15 protein-coding genes and 3 pseudogenes are annotated in these 19,161 nt (G+C 70.6%); 10 read left to right on the forward strand and 8 right to left on the reverse strand.

Annotated features, from left to right (window positions below; all coding sequences use genetic code 11):
- Positions 1 to 33: 33 nt before the first annotated feature.
- A complete protein-coding gene (locus AB8998_RS14550; RefSeq protein WP_369741576.1) occupies positions 34 to 711 on the reverse strand; it encodes an SDR family oxidoreductase in 678 nt (225 codons plus the stop codon).
- Positions 712 to 878: 167 nt separating this feature from the next.
- Here AB8998_RS14550 and modA point away from each other — a divergent pair, with 167 nt between their 5' ends.
- From modA to AB8998_RS14590, 8 genes and pseudogenes are all read left to right on the forward strand, one after another.
- On the forward strand, positions 879 to 1,646 hold the full coding sequence (gene modA / locus AB8998_RS14555) for a molybdate ABC transporter substrate-binding protein (RefSeq protein ID WP_369738549.1): 768 nt from the start codon (positions 879 to 881) through the stop codon (positions 1,644 to 1,646).
- An 8-nt stretch (positions 1,647 to 1,654) separates the two neighbouring features.
- Positions 1,655 to 2,249: pseudogene (locus tag AB8998_RS14560) on the forward strand (ABC transporter permease subunit).
- A gap of 145 nt (positions 2,250 to 2,394) precedes the next feature.
- Positions 2,395 to 3,849 (forward strand): NAD(P)/FAD-dependent oxidoreductase, encoded by a 1,455-nt coding sequence (locus AB8998_RS14565; RefSeq protein ID WP_369738550.1) that lies wholly within the window; start codon positions 2,395 to 2,397, stop codon positions 3,847 to 3,849.
- Positions 3,850 to 3,869: 20 nt separating this feature from the next.
- Positions 3,870 to 4,046 (forward strand): hypothetical protein, encoded by a 177-nt coding sequence (locus AB8998_RS14570; protein ID WP_369738551.1) that lies wholly within the window; start codon positions 3,870 to 3,872, stop codon positions 4,044 to 4,046.
- Between the two features lie 52 nt (positions 4,047 to 4,098).
- Positions 4,099 to 4,567: pseudogene (locus AB8998_RS14575) on the forward strand (TOBE domain-containing protein); the annotation flags it as partial.
- A gap of 117 nt (positions 4,568 to 4,684) precedes the next feature.
- A complete protein-coding gene (locus tag AB8998_RS14580; RefSeq protein WP_369738552.1) occupies positions 4,685 to 5,722 on the forward strand; it encodes an alanine and proline-rich secreted protein Apa in 1,038 nt (345 codons plus the stop codon).
- A 135-nt stretch (positions 5,723 to 5,857) separates the two neighbouring features.
- Positions 5,858 to 6,165: pseudogene (locus AB8998_RS14585) on the forward strand (GlsB/YeaQ/YmgE family stress response membrane protein).
- 47 nt (positions 6,166 to 6,212) lie between these two features.
- Entirely contained in the window at positions 6,213 to 7,241 is a 1,029-nt protein-coding gene (locus tag AB8998_RS14590) for a zinc-binding alcohol dehydrogenase family protein (protein ID WP_369738553.1), read from the forward strand.
- A gap of 5 nt (positions 7,242 to 7,246) precedes the next feature.
- Here the strand turns inward: AB8998_RS14590 and AB8998_RS14595 are convergent, their stop codons facing one another.
- Positions 7,247 to 8,008, reverse strand: coding sequence for a CPBP family intramembrane glutamic endopeptidase (locus AB8998_RS14595; RefSeq protein WP_369738554.1), 762 nt, complete (start codon positions 8,006 to 8,008; stop codon positions 7,247 to 7,249).
- A 55-nt stretch (positions 8,009 to 8,063) separates the two neighbouring features.
- Positions 8,064 to 9,101 carry an AraC family transcriptional regulator gene (locus tag AB8998_RS14600; RefSeq protein ID WP_369738555.1) on the reverse strand — a complete coding sequence of 346 codons (1,038 nt, stop codon included), beginning with the start codon at positions 9,099 to 9,101 and terminating at the stop codon, positions 8,064 to 8,066.
- Positions 9,102 to 9,174: 73 nt separating this feature from the next.
- Here AB8998_RS14600 and AB8998_RS14605 point away from each other — a divergent pair, with 73 nt between their 5' ends.
- Positions 9,175 to 10,488 (forward strand): cytochrome P450, encoded by a 1,314-nt coding sequence (locus tag AB8998_RS14605; RefSeq protein ID WP_369738556.1) that lies wholly within the window; start codon positions 9,175 to 9,177, stop codon positions 10,486 to 10,488.
- Here the strand turns inward: AB8998_RS14605 and AB8998_RS14610 are convergent, their stop codons facing one another.
- From AB8998_RS14610 to AB8998_RS14630, 5 genes are all read right to left on the reverse strand, one after another.
- Positions 10,489 to 12,879, reverse strand: coding sequence for a phosphoketolase family protein (locus AB8998_RS14610; RefSeq protein ID WP_369738557.1), 2,391 nt, complete (start codon positions 12,877 to 12,879; stop codon positions 10,489 to 10,491). It abuts the gene before it with no gap.
- Positions 12,880 to 12,913: 34 nt separating this feature from the next.
- Positions 12,914 to 13,762 carry an SDR family oxidoreductase gene (locus AB8998_RS14615; RefSeq protein ID WP_369738558.1) on the reverse strand — a complete coding sequence of 283 codons (849 nt, stop codon included), beginning with the start codon at positions 13,760 to 13,762 and terminating at the stop codon, positions 12,914 to 12,916.
- A gap of 42 nt (positions 13,763 to 13,804) precedes the next feature.
- Positions 13,805 to 15,067: an NAD(P)/FAD-dependent oxidoreductase gene (locus tag AB8998_RS14620; RefSeq protein ID WP_369738559.1), complete on the reverse strand. Its 1,263-nt coding sequence runs from the start codon at positions 15,065 to 15,067 to the stop codon at positions 13,805 to 13,807.
- 4 nt (positions 15,068 to 15,071) lie between these two features.
- On the reverse strand, positions 15,072 to 15,566 hold the full coding sequence (locus AB8998_RS14625; RefSeq protein ID WP_369738560.1) for a DUF427 domain-containing protein: 495 nt from the start codon (positions 15,564 to 15,566) through the stop codon (positions 15,072 to 15,074).
- An 84-nt stretch (positions 15,567 to 15,650) separates the two neighbouring features.
- Positions 15,651 to 16,565 carry an undecaprenyl-diphosphate phosphatase gene (locus AB8998_RS14630; RefSeq protein WP_369738561.1) on the reverse strand — a complete coding sequence of 305 codons (915 nt, stop codon included), beginning with the start codon at positions 16,563 to 16,565 and terminating at the stop codon, positions 15,651 to 15,653.
- Positions 16,566 to 16,722: 157 nt separating this feature from the next.
- Here AB8998_RS14630 and AB8998_RS14635 point away from each other — a divergent pair, with 157 nt between their 5' ends.
- Positions 16,723 to 19,122: a CoA transferase gene (locus AB8998_RS14635; protein ID WP_369738562.1), complete on the forward strand. Its 2,400-nt coding sequence runs from the start codon at positions 16,723 to 16,725 to the stop codon at positions 19,120 to 19,122.
- Positions 19,123 to 19,161: the final 39 nt, after the last annotated feature.

Here is a 19,161-nt window from a genome sequence, read left to right on the forward strand (position 1 = left end):
CGAAACCGGTGGGACGCGCCAACCGCAACGGGCTCAGGCGAACTGGGTCAACGCGCCGTGGCTGACGTGCAGGGTCTGGCCGGTGATGTGGCGGGCGGCCGGAGTGGTGAGGAACAGCGCCAGGCGGGCGAATTCCGCCGCCACGGGCGGGGGCGTACGCGACAGGCCGTCGTAACCGGGCTGGGCGCTGCGCCCACAGGCGACGGCGTTAACGGTGATCCCGCGCGTGCCGAATACCACGGCCTGCCCGGCGACCCAGCTCGACAGCGCGGCCTTGATGGCGGCGTCGATGCTGCCCGCCGGGGGGTTCTCCGTCACCACCCCGACGATGGACCCGCCGGAGCGCAGATGGTCGCCGACGGCCTGCACGGTCAGCACGGCCGACAGCACTGTCGCGTCGAGGGCGTTGCGCCAGGCCTGCGCGGTGTCGGCGATCGAGTATGTCCGCGGGTCGCCGGCCTCCCAGGACGGGACCGGCACGTGGACGATGGTGTCCAGGTGGCGGGGGAGGAGCCCGCGGGCGTCTTCAAGGCTGGCCGGGTCGGTGGTGTCGCAGACGATCGCGTCCACGTCGAGTTCCTTGGCGGCGATCTCGAGGTCACTGCGGCGCGCGCCCACCAGCGTCACCTTGTGACCGGCGTCGCGGAAACCCTCGGCCACTGTGCGCCCCAGGTCGGTGTCCCCACCGGTGACCAGCACGTCCACTGCCATGACCTCCTCGTGTTCACCGTCGAACCCGCAGACCCGACTCAACTCATGTTACTGGACGGTAGCTAGCCAATGAAATCCCCGGCGCCGCGACGCGCGGGCCAATTGGGTAACTATTCGGCCATCACCGCAATCCCCCCGGGACGCGCACCGCCCGTTAGGGTGCATGCGTGCGTCCGGTCGGGTTCACGGCTTGTCTGGTGTCGGCGGCGCTGCTAGCCGCGCCCGTCGGGTGCGCCCGGAAATCGCCCTCGCCCCGATCCGCCGGATCGGTCGTCGTGTTCGCCGCGGCCTCGCTGAGGCCCCTCTTCACCCAGATCGGACAGCGGTTCAAGGCCGACCATCCCGGCGACGGCGCCGATTTCGAGTTCGCCGGTTCCTCCGAGCTGGCGACGCAGCTGACTCAGGGCGCCCCCGCCGACGTCTTCGCGTCGGCCGACACGGCGCAGATGGACACCGTCGCCACAGCCGGACTGCTGGATGGCGACCCGGCGGGCTTCGCCTCGAACACGCTGGTGATCGTGACCGCTCCCGGGAACCCGAAGAAGACCGCGAGCTTCGCCGACCTGGCCGGGCCGGGCCGGGCCGTGGTGATCTGCCAACCGCCGGTGCCGTGCGGGTCGGCGACCCGACGCATCGAAGACGACACCGGCGTACACCTGACGCCGGTCAGCGAGGAACTCAGCGTGACCGACGTCCTCGACAAGGTCACCACGGGTCAGGCCGACGCCGGGCTGGTGTATGTCTCCGACGCCAAGAGCGCCGGCGACAAGGTGGCGTCCGTCGACTTTCCCGAGGCGGCCAGCGCTGTCAACACCCACCCCATCGCGGTGCTGAAGCATGCGCCGCACCCCGCGGCGGCGCGGCGGTTCGTCGAACTGGTGATGTCCGGTCCCGGCCAGCAAGCGCTGGCCCGGGCGGGGTTCGCTAAGCCCTGACGCCGGCCGTGCCTTCCCCCGTCAACCTGCCGCGCTGGGTGTACGTGCCGGCCGCGGTGGGCACCGTCTTCGTGGTGCTGCCGCTGCTGGCGATCGCGGCCAAGGTCGACTGGCCGAATTTGTGGTCCCTGATCACCAGCTCGTCGTCGAGGACCGCGCTGTTGCTGAGCCTGAAGACCGCGACCGCCAGCACCGTGCTGTGCGTGCTGCTGGGGGTCCCGATGGCGCTCGTGCTGGCGCGCAGCGCGACGCGCCTGGTGCGGCTGATGCGGCCGCTGATGGGGCCGACTACGAGGTGGTCGCGGCGACGCTGGGGGTCCGGCCCAGCGCGGTCTGGTGGCGGGTCACGCTCCCGCTGCTGCGGCCGGGCCTGGTGTCGGGGCGGTGCTGGCGTTCGCGCGTTCACTGGGGGAGTTCGGCGCGACGCTGACGTTCGCCGGTTCGCGGCAAGGGGTGACCCGCACCCTGCCGCTGGAGATCTACCTGCAGCGGGTCACCGACGCCAACGCCGCCGTGGCATTGTCGATCCTGTTGGTGGCGGTCGCGGCGCTGGTGGTGCTGGGCCTGGGGGCGCGCGGACTGACCGCGAACGACGGCAGGTAGCCGCCCGGTTACCGGGTGCCCTTTCCAGGCGCGGGCCGCTGAACGACGATGAACTGAGCCGCCTTTCCCGCTTGATACCCCCAGGGGTACCCTGGGAGCGTCGAGCCGCATCACCGTTGTGGCCTGGTCCGACCGAGGAGCATCAATGGCACGAGTCGTCATCCTCGGCGCTGGCATCGCGGGACACACCGCCGCGCTGCACCTGCGCCGATGGCTATCCCGCAAGCACGAGGTCGTCGTGATTTCGCCCAACGCCGACTGGAACTGGATCCCATCGAACATCTGGGTCGGCGTCGGCCGGATGGAAGCGGACAAGGTGCTGATTCCGCTGAAACCGATCTATGACCGCAAGGGCATCATCTTCCATCAGGCGCGCGCGACCGCGATCCGTCCCGAGGGATCGGGCGGTGAGGCGTCGCCGACGGTGGACTTCACCTATACCGACCCCGAGCACAACGGCCAGACCGGCTCAGTGGTGTACCACTACCTGATCAACGCCACCGGCCCGCAGCTGAACTTCGCGGCCACGCCCGGCCTGGGCCCGGACGGGCACTCTTACTCCGTGTGCACCGCCGACCACGCGATCGAGGCGTCCGCCGCGCTGCACAAGGTGATGGCCAAGATGCGGGCCGGCGAGAAGCAGCGCCTGGTGATCGGCGTGGGACACGGCACCTGCACCTGCGAGGGGGCGGCGTTCGAGTACACCTTCAACGTCGAACACACGCTGCGCGCGGCCGGCCTGCGCGACATGGCCGAGATCGTCTACCTCACCAACGAATACGAGCTCGGCGACTTCGGCGTCGACGGCATGCAGTTCGAGGACAAGGGCTTTCTGCAGTCCAGCCGGATGTGGACCGAGTCGCTGTTCCGCGAGCGCGGCGTCAAGGCCATCACCCAGGCCGCCGTGCACGAGGTGATGGAAGGCAAGCTGCGCTATGAGCAGCTCGACGGCAAGGAGCACGACCTGGACTTCGACTTCGCGATGCTGCTGCCGCCATTCAAGGGCGTCCCCCTGGCCGCCTACGACAATGCCGGCAACGACATCACGTCCAAGCTGTTCGCACCGTCGGGATTCCTCAAGGTCGACGCCGACTACTCGGGCAAGCCGTATGACGAGTGGTCCGCCGAGGACTGGCCGCACACCTACGAGTCCCCGGCGTACCGCAACATCTTCGCCCCGGGCATCGCGTTCGCGCCGCCGCACCCGATCTCTCGGCCGCGTAAGAGCCCCAACGGTACGGTCATCACCCCGAGCCCGCCGCGCACCGGGATGCCGTCGGGGATCATGGCCAAGACGGTCGCCGAGACCATCCGGGACCGCATCGAGCACCCTGACGCCGCCGCCCACCGCGCCTCGATGGCGACTATGGGCGCGGCGTGCGTCGCCTCCGCGGGCGCCGGGCTGCGCGAGGGGTCGGCCGCCGCGATGACGATGTTCCCGGTCGTCCCGGACCCGAAGAAGTATCCGCAGACGGGCCGGGACATCGCCGGCACGTCCGGCGAGCTCGGGCTGGCCGGGCATTGGATCAAACTGTTGCTGCACTACATGTTCATCTATAAGGCCAAGGCCAGGCCGTTTTGGTGGTTGATCCCCGAGTGAAAGGCGATCCCATGACTTCCATGGACAGTGAGAGCACCGACTCTGAGGTGAACGTCCGGACCGCCGAACGCATCGCCGATGCGCCGCTGCCCACCAGGTCGACCCTGCGGATGCGCCGGAGCCTGCTGGTGCAGTTCTGGCGGTTCACCAGCATCAATCTCAAGATGATGCGGATCATCTTCAGCGGCCACCACTGACGCGCCGCCGGTGAGCCGGTTGCAGCTTCGCGCGGTAGTCGGCAGCCGCCGAGGCAAGATCTCCGAGATCGGTCCGGTGGCCGAGGTGCTGACCGCCCCCCGCAGCAATTTCGGGGCGCGCATCGCCGGTGTCAACCTGGTCAACGGCGCCGTGGGGGCCTGACGGCTCGCTGCACAACCAGTCCGGTCGCCGCTGGCACGGGATGCCGGCCCAGGACTTCCGGGCTGATCTCACCGCCGGGCGGTACGCGGTCGCGGTGTTCGCGCCGACGGCGGTGGCGGTGTATCGGCAGCCGCCGCACGGCAGCCCGCGCAACACCGTCGAGCAGACCATGGCCGAGCTCGACACGCGTGGGCCGGCGGTGTTGGTATGCGGCCGGGAGCAGCCCGACGGCGCGCCCGGCCTGACCGCTCAGGTCACCGTCGAGGCCGCCACGGAGCTGCGGTTGACCCCCGGCGAGCGAGTGTGGTTCAGCGTCAAGGCGCACGAGGTCGCACTGTATCCGGCGCCGCGGCGAAACCCCGGCGGACGAGCTGGCGCGCTGACCAATTGGCGCAGGGACAACAGGAGAAAAAGCGCACCACATTGTCAGCAAGCCACCCTTGCGTCACAGCCGTAACGCGGTAGGTTCGTCGCCATGGATCGGGAGGACCTCAACCCAACGCGCCGCAGGGGACTGTGGGCCACGCTGGCGATCATGGCCGTGACCAGTGTCAGCGCGGTCGGTATCGCATTGCCGGCGACGTCGAAGGCCGATCCGGAGCCCGCGCCCCCGGCACCGGCGACCACCGCCGCGCCCGCCCCGGGTGCCCCGAATGCGGCCCCTCCGCCGGCCGACCCCAATGCGCCGCCCCCGCCGCCGGCCGACCCCAACGCGCCGCCCCCGCCGCCAGCCGACCCTAACGCGCCGCCGCCACCGCCGCCACCGGACCTGCCCCGGATCACCAACGCCGTCGGCGGGTTCAGCTTCCTGCTGCCCCCGGGGTGGGTCGAATCGGACGCTTCGCACCTCGACTACGGCTCGGCCATGCTGAGCAAGACCACCGGAGAGCCGCCGATGCCGGGCCAGGCGCCGCCCGTCGCCAACGACACCCGGATCGTCCTGGGCCGGCTGGACCAGAAGCTCTACGCCAGCGCCGAACCCGACAACGCCAAGGCCGCGGTCCGACTCGGCTCGGACATGGGTGAGTTCTACATGCCCTACCCCGGCACCCGCATCAACCAGGAATCTACCCCGCTCAACGGCAACGGACTCACGGGAAGCGCGTCGTACTACGAGGTCAAGTTCAACGACACGGCCAAGCCGAACGGCCAGATCTGGACCGGCGTCGTCGGCACGCCCGCCGCCAACGGCGGAGCACCCCAGCGCTGGTTCGTGGTGTGGCTCGGCACGTCCAACGACCCGGTGGACAGGGGCGCCGCCAAGGCGCTGGCTGAGTCGATCCAGCCCTGGGCGCCTCAGCCGGCGGCCCCGGGCGCGTCGGCGCCCGCCCCGGGTCAGGCGCCCGCCCCCGGTCAAGCGCCCGGACCGGCCCCGGCATCTCCGGCGCCCGCCCCGGCAGCCCCCGCGCCGGCGCCAGAGGTCCCGACTCCCGTCCCCGCCCCGGCCCAGGCGCCCGCTGGACAGGTCAGCCCGACGCCCGCACCAGCACCGCGGCCGACGATGCGCACCTGAGCGACAAATCCGGATCACCCGCGTTAGGCCAATCGTCTCCGATTCGGCACCGGATTCGTTACGCGAACCGGGTATACCGAAATCACTGCCCACGAACGTGAGCGGGGCTTTGCCAGCAAATGCAAGGAGACGCGCATGAACGTCATCGCAGCTACCGAATACCTGGCCCGGTCGACGACATTTACCAGCGTCGGCCTGGTCGGCTACATCATCATCGGCGGCCTGGCGGCCTGGCGGGCTGGGCCGCCGGCAAGATCATCAAGGGCGGCGGATTCGGCATCTTGATGAACATCGTGATCGGCATCGTGGGCGCGTTGATCGGCGGCTTCATCCTGAGCTTCTTCGTCAACACTGCGGGTGGGGGTTGGATCTTCACCTTCTTCACCGCGCTGCTCGGCTCGGTGATCCTGCTGTGGCTCGTCGGCATGGTGAAAAAGACCTAGCCGGAATCAACCGTTGCGGCCGTGGCGGACAGCGGCATGATGGGCTTATGCCCTCAACAGCCACGGCCTCAACTATGCGCGCCTGGCGCGTGCGCCGGCCCGGCCCGATGGCCTCCGGCCCGCTCGAGCAAGTCAGCACCGAGGTGCCACGGCCGGCGCCGGCGGAGTTGCTGGTCGCCGTCAAGGCCTGCGGCGTCTGCCGCACCGATCTGCACGTCACCGAAGGCGACCTCCCCGTCCACCGCGACCGGGTGATTCCCGGGCACGAGGTGGTCGGGGAGGTCGTTCAAGTGGGCTCGGCGGCCGGTGACGGCTTCCGGGTGGGCGACCGGGTGGGCATAGCGTGGCTGCGCCACACGTGCGGCGCGTGCAAGTACTGCCGTCGCGGCAACGAGAACCTGTGCCCCGAGTCGCGCTACACCGGCTGGGACGCCGACGGCGGATACGCCGAATTCGCCACCGTCCCGGCCGCTTTCGCGCACCATCTACCGAGCGGATACAGCGACAGCGAGCTCGCGCCGTTGTTGTGCGCCGGGATCATCGGATACCGCTCCCTGCTGCGGGCCGAGCTGCCGCCGGGGGGACGGCTGGGTCTGTATGGGTTCGGCGGCAGCGCGCACATCACCGCGCAGGTCGCCCTGGCCCAAGGCGCCGAGGTGCACGTGATGACCCGCGGGGCCGACGCGCGGGAACTGGCGCTGCAGCTGGGCGCCGCCTCGGCTCAAGGCGCCGCCGATGCACCGCCCGTGCCGCTGGACGCCGCGATCCTGTTCGCCCCGGTCGGTGATCTGGTGCTACCCGCACTGGAGGCGCTGGACCGTGGCGGCACTTTGGCGGTCGCGGGCATCCACCTGTCCGACATCCCGGTGCTGAACTACCAGCGCCATCTGTTTCAGGAGCGCCAAGTCCGGTCGGTCACGTCGAACACCCGCGCCGACGCGCGTGCCTTCCTGGATTTCGCGGCGCACCACCACATCGAGGTGACCACGCCCGAATACCGGCTGGACCAGGCCGACCAGGCGTTGAGCGATCTCAGTGCGGGCCGCATCGCCGGCGCGGCGGTGCTGCTGGTGTAGCGGCTTCAGGTCGACAGATGCCATACCAGCGCGGCGGCCAGGGCGCCGAGCCCGTTCAGCGACCAGTGCAGCGCGATCGGCGCGATCAGGCTGCCACTGCGCCGGCGCAGCCAGCTGAACACGAAGCCGGCCGCCCCGGTGGCCGCCACCGCCAGGCCCACCCCTGCCAGCATGCCGATGATCCCGCCGCCGAACGCTCGGGTGAAGCCGACATTGGTGCTGGTCAACCCCAGTGACGTCGCGACGTGCCACAAACCGAACAGCAGCGACCCCGCCAGCGCGACCCCGCGAAACCCCCAGGCCCGGTTCAGCGCGCCGTGCAGCACCCCCCGGAAGGCCAGCTCCTCGGGGATCACGGTCTGCAGCGGGATGATGATCATCGAGGCGACCAGGGCGCCGGACATTGTGGCGTAGCGGTGGTTCATGAACATCGGCCGGGTCGCCGGTAACAGGACGCCGACGGCGATGACCGCGGCCACGACCGCGACGGCGGCCAGCGCGTAACCGAGCCCGGTTTTCCAGTGCTCGCGACCCAGACCCAGCTCGGCCCAGTCCAGTCCCCGCGATCGCACCAACGCGACCAGCCCGACGGCGGCCGCCGGGACGGTCGCGATGCTGGCCCACGGCGTGGTGAAGTGGGCGACCAGGTTGGTGAACACCAGCACCGCGACGACGACGGCGACGTCGAGATGAACCCTGAAGCGTTGCAGCGCCGCAAGCTGGGTCAACAGCGGGTGCGCCCCCGCGCCGGCGGTGAAGTCATGCATCGGTCAATTTTACCGGCAGGCGGCGCAGCGGCGCGACGGGCGAGCGCCGGCGGCCCTACGGCGCGGGCCGGCTGGTTCTTGCCCGCCCGGGCGGGCACCCGTTCCAACGGGTGTGCGCCCGGGTGAACGCGGCGGTCTCCGAGTACCCGAGCCGGCGTGCGGTTTCCTCGACACTGAGACCGGAGTTCAGCAGCTCGGCGGCCAAGGTCGCGCGGACCTCGTCGAGCAGCGCGCGGTAGCTGGTGCCCTCGGCCGCCAGCCGGCGATGCAGCGTGCGTTCGGTGACGCAGAGTTCCTTCGCGACGGTGGCCATCGAGGGGATCTCTGCCGAGTCCTGGATCAGGCGGGTGCGGATCGCCGCCGAGATTCCGCGCCGGGTGCGCCGCCGATCCAAAAGCTCCTCACACTGACGAATGCAGATCGCCGCGGTCTGGGGATCGGCCGCGGGCATCGGCTGATTGATCAGGTCCGCCGGGATGGCCAGGACATTGCGTGAGGTTTCCTCGACGACGACGGTCAGGTTTTCGATCTCCACCAGGTCGGTCGGCAACGGCAGATCGGCAAACTCGACTCGGACCGTAATCGGCGCATGGCCGACGCCGAGGAGCAGGGGCAGGATTCGCAGCATGATCGCGAAATCGCGCTCGAGGAGGAACCGGCGTACATCGCGCGGAACCTGCGCGTCGTCGAAAGCCACGACCACCTCGGTCTGACCCACCTCGGGGCCGGCCAGGTTCAGATACGTGGCGGTCAGCGCGACGTACCGGCACGCGACGTCGATCGCGTCGCCGAAGGTCGGGCTGGCCATCAAGGCGAAACCGAGGATGCCGATATCGGCGAACTGGTAGCGCGCACCGGTCTCCATGCCGAGCCCGGGTTGATCGCCAAGTCGCGCGATGAGGTTCCGGATCATGGTCAGCTCTTGGCCGACGTAGACCTCGGTGGTGGGATCCGCCAGGTCCCCGGTGGTCAACCCGGTACCGGACAGGCACGTCGGCTCGTCGAGCCCGTGCTGGCGGGCGGTCTCCAGGACGTGCCGGGCAGTCGCCGAGGACTGTGCTACATCCCAGACCGACGGGGCGACGGCGCGCATGTGTCTGAAAATATCAAATGCGTGTCTGAATCCATCATTCCGGTCGCCGCGGTGCGTCCTTAGCTTCATCAGCATGCCCACCGATCTCCTCAGTCCGCCACCCCGAGCCATCTTGTCGGCGGCGCGCAGCTCCGTGATCAGCCTTTTGCGGCCGGTCGCCACCGGTGCCTACCGCGATCTGCGTCGTCCCCGGTCGAGTTCCGCCCCGGCGTCCGTGCCGCGCACGACGCTCGACCCCACGCTGGCGCCGCACATCGCCGACCCCTATCCCGATTACGAGCGAATCCGGCAACATCCCGTCGTGGTCAACGAGCGGCTGGGGGTCTGGATGGTCGGACGCTACGACGACGTGCACACCGCGGTCCGCGACAATGTCGCGTTCTCGTCGAAAGACGGCGTCATGCTCCGATCGTTCGTGTCCAGCGTCGTGCTGCTCGCCGACCCACCCGAACACACCCGTCTGCGACGCATCACCGCGCCCATGTTCAGCAAACGCGCGGTCCAGAGCTTCACGACGGACATCCGCGCACTGGCCGCCGAGTCGATCGCGAAGCTGACCAACGGTGACGTCGTGGACGTCGTGGACGGCCTGACCATCCCGATGCCGATCAACGTGATCGCCCGAATTCTCGGCGTTCCGCAGGATCAGTGGCCGGCATTTCGCGCGGTCTCGGACAAATTCGCGCAGATGTTCGCTCCCCGTTCGGTGCCCGAGGTCGCGCGTTTGATGGCGTCGATCGTGCCCGCCTACGTGCACATGCACAGCTTCATCGACGCCGAAATGCGACGCCGCGACGGCGAACCCGCCGACGACCTGCTGAGCCGGCTGCGCGCAGCCACGAGCGCGGGTGAGCTCACCAACGACGAAGCGTTCATGTACGCGCTGATCCTGCTGGTGGCAGGCAACGAGACGACCACCAACCTGCTGGGTATGCTGCTGGTCAGGCTGGCGGGGGACCCCGCGCTGTTCGCCGAGCTGAAAGCGGACCGCAGCCTGCTTCCCGCCGCGGTCGAGGAGACGGCCCGCTGGGGCTCGCCGGTCCAGTGGGTGACCCGAACCGCGACAGTCCCCTGCGCGATCGGCGACACGGTGATCCCCAGGGGCGCGAAGACGGTGCTGTTCTACGCGTCGGCCAACCGCGACCCCGCCAAGTTCCCCGAGCCCGATCGCTTCGACATCCACCGGGACACCACCGGGCACCTGGCTTTCGGCCACGGCCTGCACTTCTGTCTGGGGGCGCATCTGGCGCGGCTGGAGACGATCACCGCCGCCGACTGCCTGCTCGACGAAGTCGACGGCCTGGAGTTGGCCGGGCCCGTCCGTTGGGGTACGACGCCGTCGTTGCAGGGTCCGGTGTCGGTGCCCCTGCGCGTCACGCGGGGCTGATCACTCGGTACGCGCCCAGGTCCAGCCGGCGATCTGGGGGTCGTCCTCGCCGTGCTCGCGCGTGTAGCTGCGCGCTGCCAGCCGCGCGTCGGCCATCCGCTGGCGCAGCACCGCGGCGCGGCTGCCCAGCCCGTCCACCCGGTCGATGACGTCCATGACCAGGTGGAAGCGGTCCAGGTCGTTGAGCATCACCATGTCGAACGGCGTCGTCGTGGTACCGCGCTCCTTGAAGCCGCGCACGTGCAGGTGCGGGTGCACGGTGCGCCGGTAGGTGAGCCGGTGGATCAGCCACGGGTAGCCGTGGTAGGCGAAGATGACCGGCTTGTCGCGGGTGAACAGGGCGTCGAACTCCTTGTCCGGCAACCCGTGCGGGTGTTCGGATTCCGGCTGCAGGCGCATCAGGTCAACGACGTTGACCACGCGGACCGCCAGGTCGGGCAGTTCCCGGCGCAGGATGTCGGCGGCGGCGAGGGTTTCCAGCGTCGGGACGTCACCGGCGCAGGCCAGCACCACGTCGGGTTCGGCGGTGGCGGTGCTGGCCCACTGCCAGATCCCCAGGCCCCGGGTGCAGTGCGCGATCGCCTCGTCCATGTCGAGGTAGGCCAGCGCGGGCTGCTTGCCGGCGACGATGACGTTGACGTAGTTGCGGCTACGCAGGCAGTGGTCGGCCACCGACAGCAGGGTGTTGCCGTCCGGCGGCAGGTAGACGCGCGTCAGCTCGGCCCGCTTGTTGGCGACCAGGTCGATGAAGCCGGGGTCCTGGTGCGACGCGCCGTTGTGGTCCTGGCGCCACACGTGGGAGGTCAGCAGGTAGTTCAGCGAGGCGATCGGCTGCCGCCAGGGTAGTTCCCTGCTGGTGGACAGCCATTTCGCGTGCTGGTTGAGCATCGAGTCGACGATGTGCACGAACGCCTCGTAGCAGGTGAACAGCCCGTGCCGGCCGGTCAGCAGGTAGCCCTCCAGCCAGCCCTGGCACAGGTGCTCGGAGAGCACCTCCATCACGCGGCCGTCGGGGGCCAGGTGCTCGTCATCCGGCGTCGTCTCCGAGAGCCACACCTTGTCCGTCGCGCCGTACACGGCGTCCAGCCGATTGGAGGCGGTCTCGTCGGGCCCCATCAGGCGGAACCGGTCGCCGTTGCGGGCGATCACGTCCCGGAGGAACGTCCCCAGCACGCGGGTCGCCTCGTGGGTTTCGGTCGCCGGGCGCGACACCTGCACCGCGTAGTCGCGAAAGTCCGGCAGGTCCAGGTCGCGCAGCAGCAGCCCGCCGTTGGCGTGCGGGTTCGCGCTCATCCGGCGATCACCGCGGGGGGCCAGCGCCCGCAGTTCGGGGCGCAGCGCGCCGGTGTCGTCGAACAACTCCTCGGGCCGGTAGCTGCGCAGCCACGCCGCGAGCTGCGCCCGGTGTTCGGCGTTGTCGTGGGTCTCGGCCAGCGGAACCTGATGCGCCCGCCAGGTGCCCTCGACTTTTTTCCCGTCGACCGTCTTCGGGCCGGTCCAGCCCTTGGGGGTGCGCAGCACGATCATCGGCCATACGGGCCGCTCCGGCCGGCCGCCGCGGCGCGCCCCGGCCTGGATGCCGGTGATGTCGTCGAAAGCGTCGTCCAGGGCGGCGGCCAGCTGCCGGTGCACGTCGGCCGGGTCGTCCCCGGCGACCGTGATCGGCCGGTAGCCGTAGCCGCTGAGCAGCGACTCAAGCTCCGCGTGTGGAATCCGGGACAGCACGGTCGGATTGGCGATCTTGTAGCCGTTGAGGTGCAGGATCGGCAACACGGCCCCGTCGAGGGCCGGGTTGAGGAATTTGTTCGAGTGCCAGCTGGTGGCCAGCGGCCCGGTCTCGGCCTCGCCGTCCCCGATCACGCAGGCGACCACCAGGTCGGGGTTGTCGAAAGCGGCGCCGTAGGCATGCACCAGCGCGTAGCCCAGTTCGCCGCCCTCGTGGATGGATCCCGGCGTCTGGGCAGCCACGTGGCTGGGGATGCCGCCGGGGAAGGAGAACTGCCGGAACAGCTTGCGCAGTCCCTCGGCGTCCTCCTCGATGCCCGTGTACACCTCGCTGTAGGTGCCTTCCAGGTAGGCGTTGGCCACCAGACCCGGGCCGCCGTGCCCGGGCCCGGTGACGTAGATGAGGTTGGCGTCGCGGTTGCGGATGATGCGGTTGAGGTGCGCGTAGATCAGGTTCAGCCCGGGCGTGGTGCCCCAGTGGCCGAGCAGCCGGGGTTTGACGTGGCGGGCTTCCAGCGGTTCGGTCAGTAGCGGATTGTCCAGCAGGTAGATCTGCCCGACGGACAGGTAGTTGGCGGCGCGCCAGTACCTGTCGATGAGGGTCAGTTCGTCGTCGGACAGGGATTCGGGTACGGCTGGGGTCATTGCTCCGGTTTCCAGACTCACCCAGCCGATTGTCCACGCCTCAGGTGAACAGTGCCTACCCGTCACCGCGGGCCCGGGCCTCGTAGGCCCGCCGCCCTTCGACGTCGACATCGTCGGTGAAGACGTGTTCGCCGCCGAGCACCCGGTTGATGCCCTCGGCCAGCGCGCGGGGCAAGAACTTCTGCGACGCGATGATCGCGCCGGCCAGCCGGGTGACCCGCACCCGCGGCTTCGGGCGGGCCACCAGGTCGACGATCGCGTCGGCGATGTCGGCGGGCTCGGCGTTCTTGATCCCCGTGGCCCCCGAGGTTCCGGCGATGAGTTCGGTGTTGACGAACGTCGGCATCACCACCGAGAACTTCACGCCGGTCCGCCGGTGCTCGATGCGGGCCGCATCGGTGAAACCGATCACCGCGTGCTTGCTGGCGCAGTAGGTGGCCGCCCCGGCCAGGTACGTCTCCCCGGCCAGCGACGCGACGTTGATCACGTGGCCGCAGCCCCGGGCGGCCATGCGCTGCGCCGCCAGCTTGCTGCCCAGGATCACACCGTAGACGTTGATGTCGAGGATGCGCCGGGTTACCGCGTCGGGTTCGTCGACGATGCGGCCCAGCGGCATGATGCCCGCGTTGTTGACCAGCACGTCGATCGGGCCGAGTTGGCGTTCGACCTCGTCGAGGAAATCGGCGAACGAGTGCGGGTCGGTGACGTCGAGTTTGCCGTAGACGTCGAGGCCGAGGGCGGCGCCCGACTCCTTGACCCGCACCTCGTCGACGTCGCCGATCGCCACCCGGGCGCCCAGGTTGTGCAGGGCCGTGGCGGTCGCCAGCCCGATGCCGCGGGCGCCGCCGGTGATCACGACGACCTTGCCGCGGACCTTGATGCCGAGGGCTGCCGTGTCTGCCATGAGACGAGCACAGCACTGTGCGCCGCGCCGCGCAAACCACGTTCAGGACGGGCCGGACGGCGACATTTGCCGGAGTATCTGTTCGGCGGTACGCCGTCCGCTCACCAGCGCGCCCTGGATGGAGGCGGTGTCACGGTGGTCGCCACACCACCACAGGCCCTCGCGGATGCGCACGGGGCGGCGCACGCGCAGCGGCGGCGGCTGAGCCGGTAGTGCGTCGGGAATGACGTGGCGTTGCAGCAGCCGCCAGCCGCGGCCGTCGGCGCCCAGGACGTCGGCGGCATGGCGCCGCGTCGCGTCCTCCTCGGGCGGCTCTCCCTCCGCCGTCAGCAGCGCCGACGCGCAGATCAGATGGCGCCCCGGCGGGGCATAGCTGGGTGCGGCGGCGCTGATGACGGCGGTGTTGAGTACCGGTCCGGGCGGCCGGGGTCGCCCGTCGACCCAGAGCATCGGCAGCGTGCTGGGCGCCTCGTCGGCGGCCCACCAGTCGGTCACGACGCCGCGCATGGCCGGCGGCGGATGGCCGGTCAGCGCCGCGGCCGCCACCGGATCGATGGCCACCACGACGTCGCGGGCGCGCGCGACGGCGTCGGGAGCCCGTACCGTCCACCGGTTCCCGTCACGCTCGACGTGGGTCACCCTGCGGCCCAAGGTGATTCGGCTTGTCAGCGGCCGAGCGAGCTGTTGCGGCAGTGCGTGCATGCCGTCGGCCGGCAGGCCGGGCACCCCGAGCACGAACATGCGGGCCAGCAGCAGGCAGAACGCGTTGGAGGTGGCGCCGGTGTCCTCGAGCACGACACCGGCGAGGAAGCGGTCGACGACCCGGCGCAGTTCGCCGCGGGCGCCGCAGCGGTCCAGCCGCTCGCGCACGGCGCCGTCGCCGTGCCCGGATTTGACGGTGTGCGGTCGCAACGCCCCGGCCGCCCAGCGCCCGAGCCCGATGGCTTCGCGGGGCCGGATAATGCCCGAGGCGAGCATCTTCGGTATCCGCGCCGGCTCGCGCAGCGGATGGGCCAGCACCGCCGCGTCGCGCTCGCGCCGCACCGCCACCCCGGCGGCGAACGGTTGCAGGCGCAGGGCGTCGAGGTCGACGCAGGCTGCGAGCTCCGGATAGGCCGGGTTGAGCACCTGGAAGCCGCGGTCGCACCGGAAGCCGTCGACCACATCGGTGCGGATGCGGCCACCGACGTCGTCGCCGGCTTCCCACACCCGCACCTCGCGGCCCGCGGCGGCCAGCACGCCGGCACAACGCAACCCGGCCAGGCCCGCGCCGATGACCAGCACCTCGACGTCGTCGTCGGTCACCGCGTCACCAACCCATCGATCGGGGACCGCCTTTGAACGGACCGGTGATCCAGCTGGTGATCCAGCCACCGTAGAAATCACCCGGCTGCGGCACGACGACCTCGCCGTTGACGGTGCACCGGTCGACCCGCGAAGCCATCACCGCGACCATGCCGGCGATCGACGCGAACGCGGGTGTCGGGCTCGGATAGGTCCACGCCGCCTTCGGGGCGACGGCGTTGCCGCCGACGACGTCGTAGTAGGCGGCCTGACCTTTCCATTCGCACCACGAGCTGCCGGACACCGGGCGCAACGCCCTGGCGGTGAACGCGTCGCGGGGAAGGTAGTAGGTGGGTGGGTGGCTGGTTTCGAGCACCCGAAGGGCCCGCGAGGCCGACGCCACCACCTCACCGCCGAGCTCGACGGTGATGGCACCGGTGAAGGGCTCGATCCGGGGCGGCCGCGGATAGTCCCACACGTTTTCCGGCTGCGGGGCGTCGCGTTGGCGTTGGCGAGTCATGCCCGGGTCCCGGGGCGGGCGGTCACGTCGCGGGCCGGCAACACGAAGCCCACGGTACGCCGGGCGGGCGCGTGCCCGGGCGGGTTACCGCAGGCTCAGCCAGACCAGGCTGGCGCCGCCGACCACGGCGCAGTAGATGGCGAACGGCGTGAGCGTGCGGGTCTCGAAGTAACTGGTGAGGTACCGCACGGCGAAGTAGGCGCTGACGAACGATGCGATGCTGCCTGCCACGACCTGGCCGAAGATGCCCTCGCCCAGCGGCCCGAACAACTCCGGGATCTTGTACAGCCCGGCGGCCAGGATGATCGGCGTCGCCAGCAGGAAGGAGAAGCGGGCGGCGTCTTCGTGCGACAGGCCGCGCCACAGCCCGGCCACGATGGTGATGCCCGAGCGGCTGATGCCGGGGAACAGCGCGAGGATCTGGGCGCACCCGATAAGCACACCGCGGCCCAGCGGCAGGCGGCCGAGCCGGTCGTCGACGGCCTCGCCGCCGTGGGCCTGCGCCGCCTCGGCGGCCGGGCCCGCCGGTGCGGGGGCGAGGCGGCGACGCAGCACCTCGCCGGCATAAAGGGCGAAGCCGTTCAGCAGCAGGAACGCCGCCGACGGGATGGGTTTGCCCAGTGTCGTGCGGAACGTCGATTCCAGCAGCAGCCCGGCCAGCCCCACCGGGATGGTGGCCGCCACCAGCAGCCAGGCCAGCCGCTCGCCCGAGGTCTGGATGCGGCGATGCCGCACCGACGACACCAGTCCGGCCACGATGCGCACCCAGTCCCGCCAGAAGAACACCAGCAGGGCGGCGGCGGTCGCGACGTGCAGACCGACTATGAAGGCCAGGTACGGCGACTTCGGGGCGGAGACGTTGAGGTCCTGCGCCCACCGCCCCCCGATCAGCGCCGGGACCAGCACCGAGTGGCCGAGGCTGGATACCGGGAACAACTCGGTGACGCCCTGGAAAGCGCCGACCACCACGGCCTCGAGGTAGCTCAAGTGCGCGCTCACGCCTGGGATGCCCCCCATCGGCTCCATCGGAATTGTGTCGACAGGTACGGCTTCGCGCACCGGCCTGTGACGTTAGTCGACGCCGCCCGCACCCGGCCCACCGACCGGGGATCGCGACGGGCGCATCGAAGCCGGCGACCGGTCCCGACTGTACGGTGTGCAGATGGCCGACGGGTTGCTCGACGCCGTGCGCGTCCTCGACTTGTCCACGGGGGACGCCGACGCGGTGACCCGCCTGTTCGCCGATCTGGGCGCCGACGTCCTCAAGGTCGAGACGCCGGGCGGGAGCCCGGAACGCGAGGCGCTGCCGACGCTGGGCGGTGCCGGCGTGGCGTTCGCGATGCACAACGCCAACAAGCGCGCCACGGTGCTGGACCCGTACGACGACGGCGACTGCGACCGCTTCCACGAACTGGTCGCGGGCGCCGACATCGTCGTCGACAGCGGCCCCGAAGGGCTGGCCGCCGCGTTCGGGACCTCCGCCGCGCACCTGGCCGCCCACCACCAGCAGCTGGTCGTGGTCTCGATCACCGACTTCGGTGCCACGGGGCCGCGGTCGTCGTGGCGGGCCACCGATCCGGTGCTGTACGCGATGGGCGGCTCGCTGTCGCGGTCGGGGCCTCCCACCGGCACCCCGGTGCTGCCGCCGGACGGCATCGCCTCGGCGACCGCCGCCGTGCAGGCCGCATGGGCCACACTCGTCGCGTACTACAACCGGTTGCGTTGCGGCACAGGCGAATACATCGACTTCTCCCGGTTCGACGCCGTCGTCATGTCACTGGACCCCGCGTTCGGCGCGCACGGGCAGGCCGCGGCCGGGATCCGTCGCGCGGGGCGGTGGCGCGGGCGCCCGAGGAACCAGGACGCCTACCCGATCCATGCCTGCAAGGACGGCTACGTCCGGTTGTGCGTGATGGCGCCGCGGCAATGGCGCGGCCTGCGGCGCTGGCTGGGGGAGCCGGAGGCCTTCCAGGACCCCCGCTACGACGTGATCGGCGAGCGGTTCGCGGCCTGGCCGGAGATCGGGGTGCTGATCGAGGCCTTGTTCGCCGATCAGACCATGGCAGAGCTGGTGGCCGCCGGCCAAGAGCACGGGGTGCCGATCGCCGCGGTGCTGACGCCGTCGCAGATCCTGGCCTCCGACCATTTCGAGGCGGTCGGCGCGATCACCGACGCGGAACTGGCTCACGGCGTGCGCGCCCGGGTGCCGAACGGCTATTTCGTCGTCGACGGGCAGCGCGCCGGGTACCGCACCGCGGCCCCCGCGGCCGGGCAGGACGAACCGTACTGGCGCGCCAACCCGGCGGTGGTGACGTCGCCGTCCGGCCGGATCGGCGACTATCCGTTCGCGGGGCTGCGCATCCTCGACCTGGGTGTCATCGTCGCCGGCGGCGAGCTGAGCCGGTTGTTCGGCGACATGGGCGCCGAGATCGTCAAGATCGAAAGCGCCGACTATCCCGACGGGCTGCGCCAGGCCCGCGCCGGCGAGGCGATGAGCGAGTCGTTCGCCTGGACCCACCGCAACAACCTGGGCTTCGGCCTAAACCTGCGCAGCGCCGAGGGCAACCGGATCTTCCGCCGCCTCGTCGCCGAGGCGGACGCGGTCTTCGCCAACTTCAAGCCTGGAACCCTTGCCTCCCTTGGGTTTTCGTACGAGGAACTGCGCGCTGCAAACCCGCGTGTCGTGCTCGCGGAGAGCAGCGCCTACGGCGACAGCGGGCCGTGGAGCGCCCGCCTGGGCTACGGCCCGCTGGTGCGGGCGACCACCGGCGTCACCCGGCTCTGGACACCGGCCGACCCCGACGAAGGGGCCGGGGCCGCCCGGCACGCCTTCTACGACGCGACGACGATATTTCCCGACCACGTTGTCGGCCGGGTCACCGCCATCGCGGCGCTGGCGGCGCTGATCCACCGCGACCGGACCGGCGGCGGGGCGCACGTGCACATCTCCCAGGCCGAGGTCGTGGTGAACCAGCTCGACACCCTCTACGTCACCCGGGCCGCGCTGGCCGCCGGCCTGGCCCGAATCCACGAGGACACCGCCCTGCACGCCGTCTACCCGTGTGCGGGCGACGACGAATGGTGCGTCATCTCCATCCGGGACGACGACGAATGGCGCTGCATAGCTTCGGCTTTCGACCGCCCACAGTGGGCCGAGGACCAGCGCTTCGCCACCGGCGAGGCGCGCCTGGCCAACCGGCGCGAGCTGGTGGAGCTGGTCTCCTCCTGGACCCGCACCCGCACCCCGGCGCGGGTCGCCCAACTGCTGCAGTCGGCCGGGGTCGCCGCCGGACCGATGAACCGCCCCCCGGACCTCCTCGAGGACCAGCAGCTGCGAGACCGGAAACTGTTCGCCGAGATGGTGCATCCGCTCATCGAACGTCGGCTGCCGGCCGAGACCGGCCCGGCCCCGTTCGGGCACATTCCGCCGGCCCGCCAGCGCCCCGCGCCGCAACCCGGGCAGGACACCCGCGTGATCTGCCGGGAGTTGCTGGGGATGAGCGACGCGGAGACCGAGCGGCTGATCACCGACGGCGTGCTGTTCGGTCCGGCGTGATGCCGGGCGGGCCATCAGCGACCGCGGGCGTTCGCCACG

Source organism: Mycobacterium sp. HUMS_12744610 (genome assembly GCF_041206865.1).
GTDB classification, from domain to species: domain Bacteria; phylum Actinomycetota; class Actinomycetes; order Mycobacteriales; family Mycobacteriaceae; genus Mycobacterium; species Mycobacterium servetii.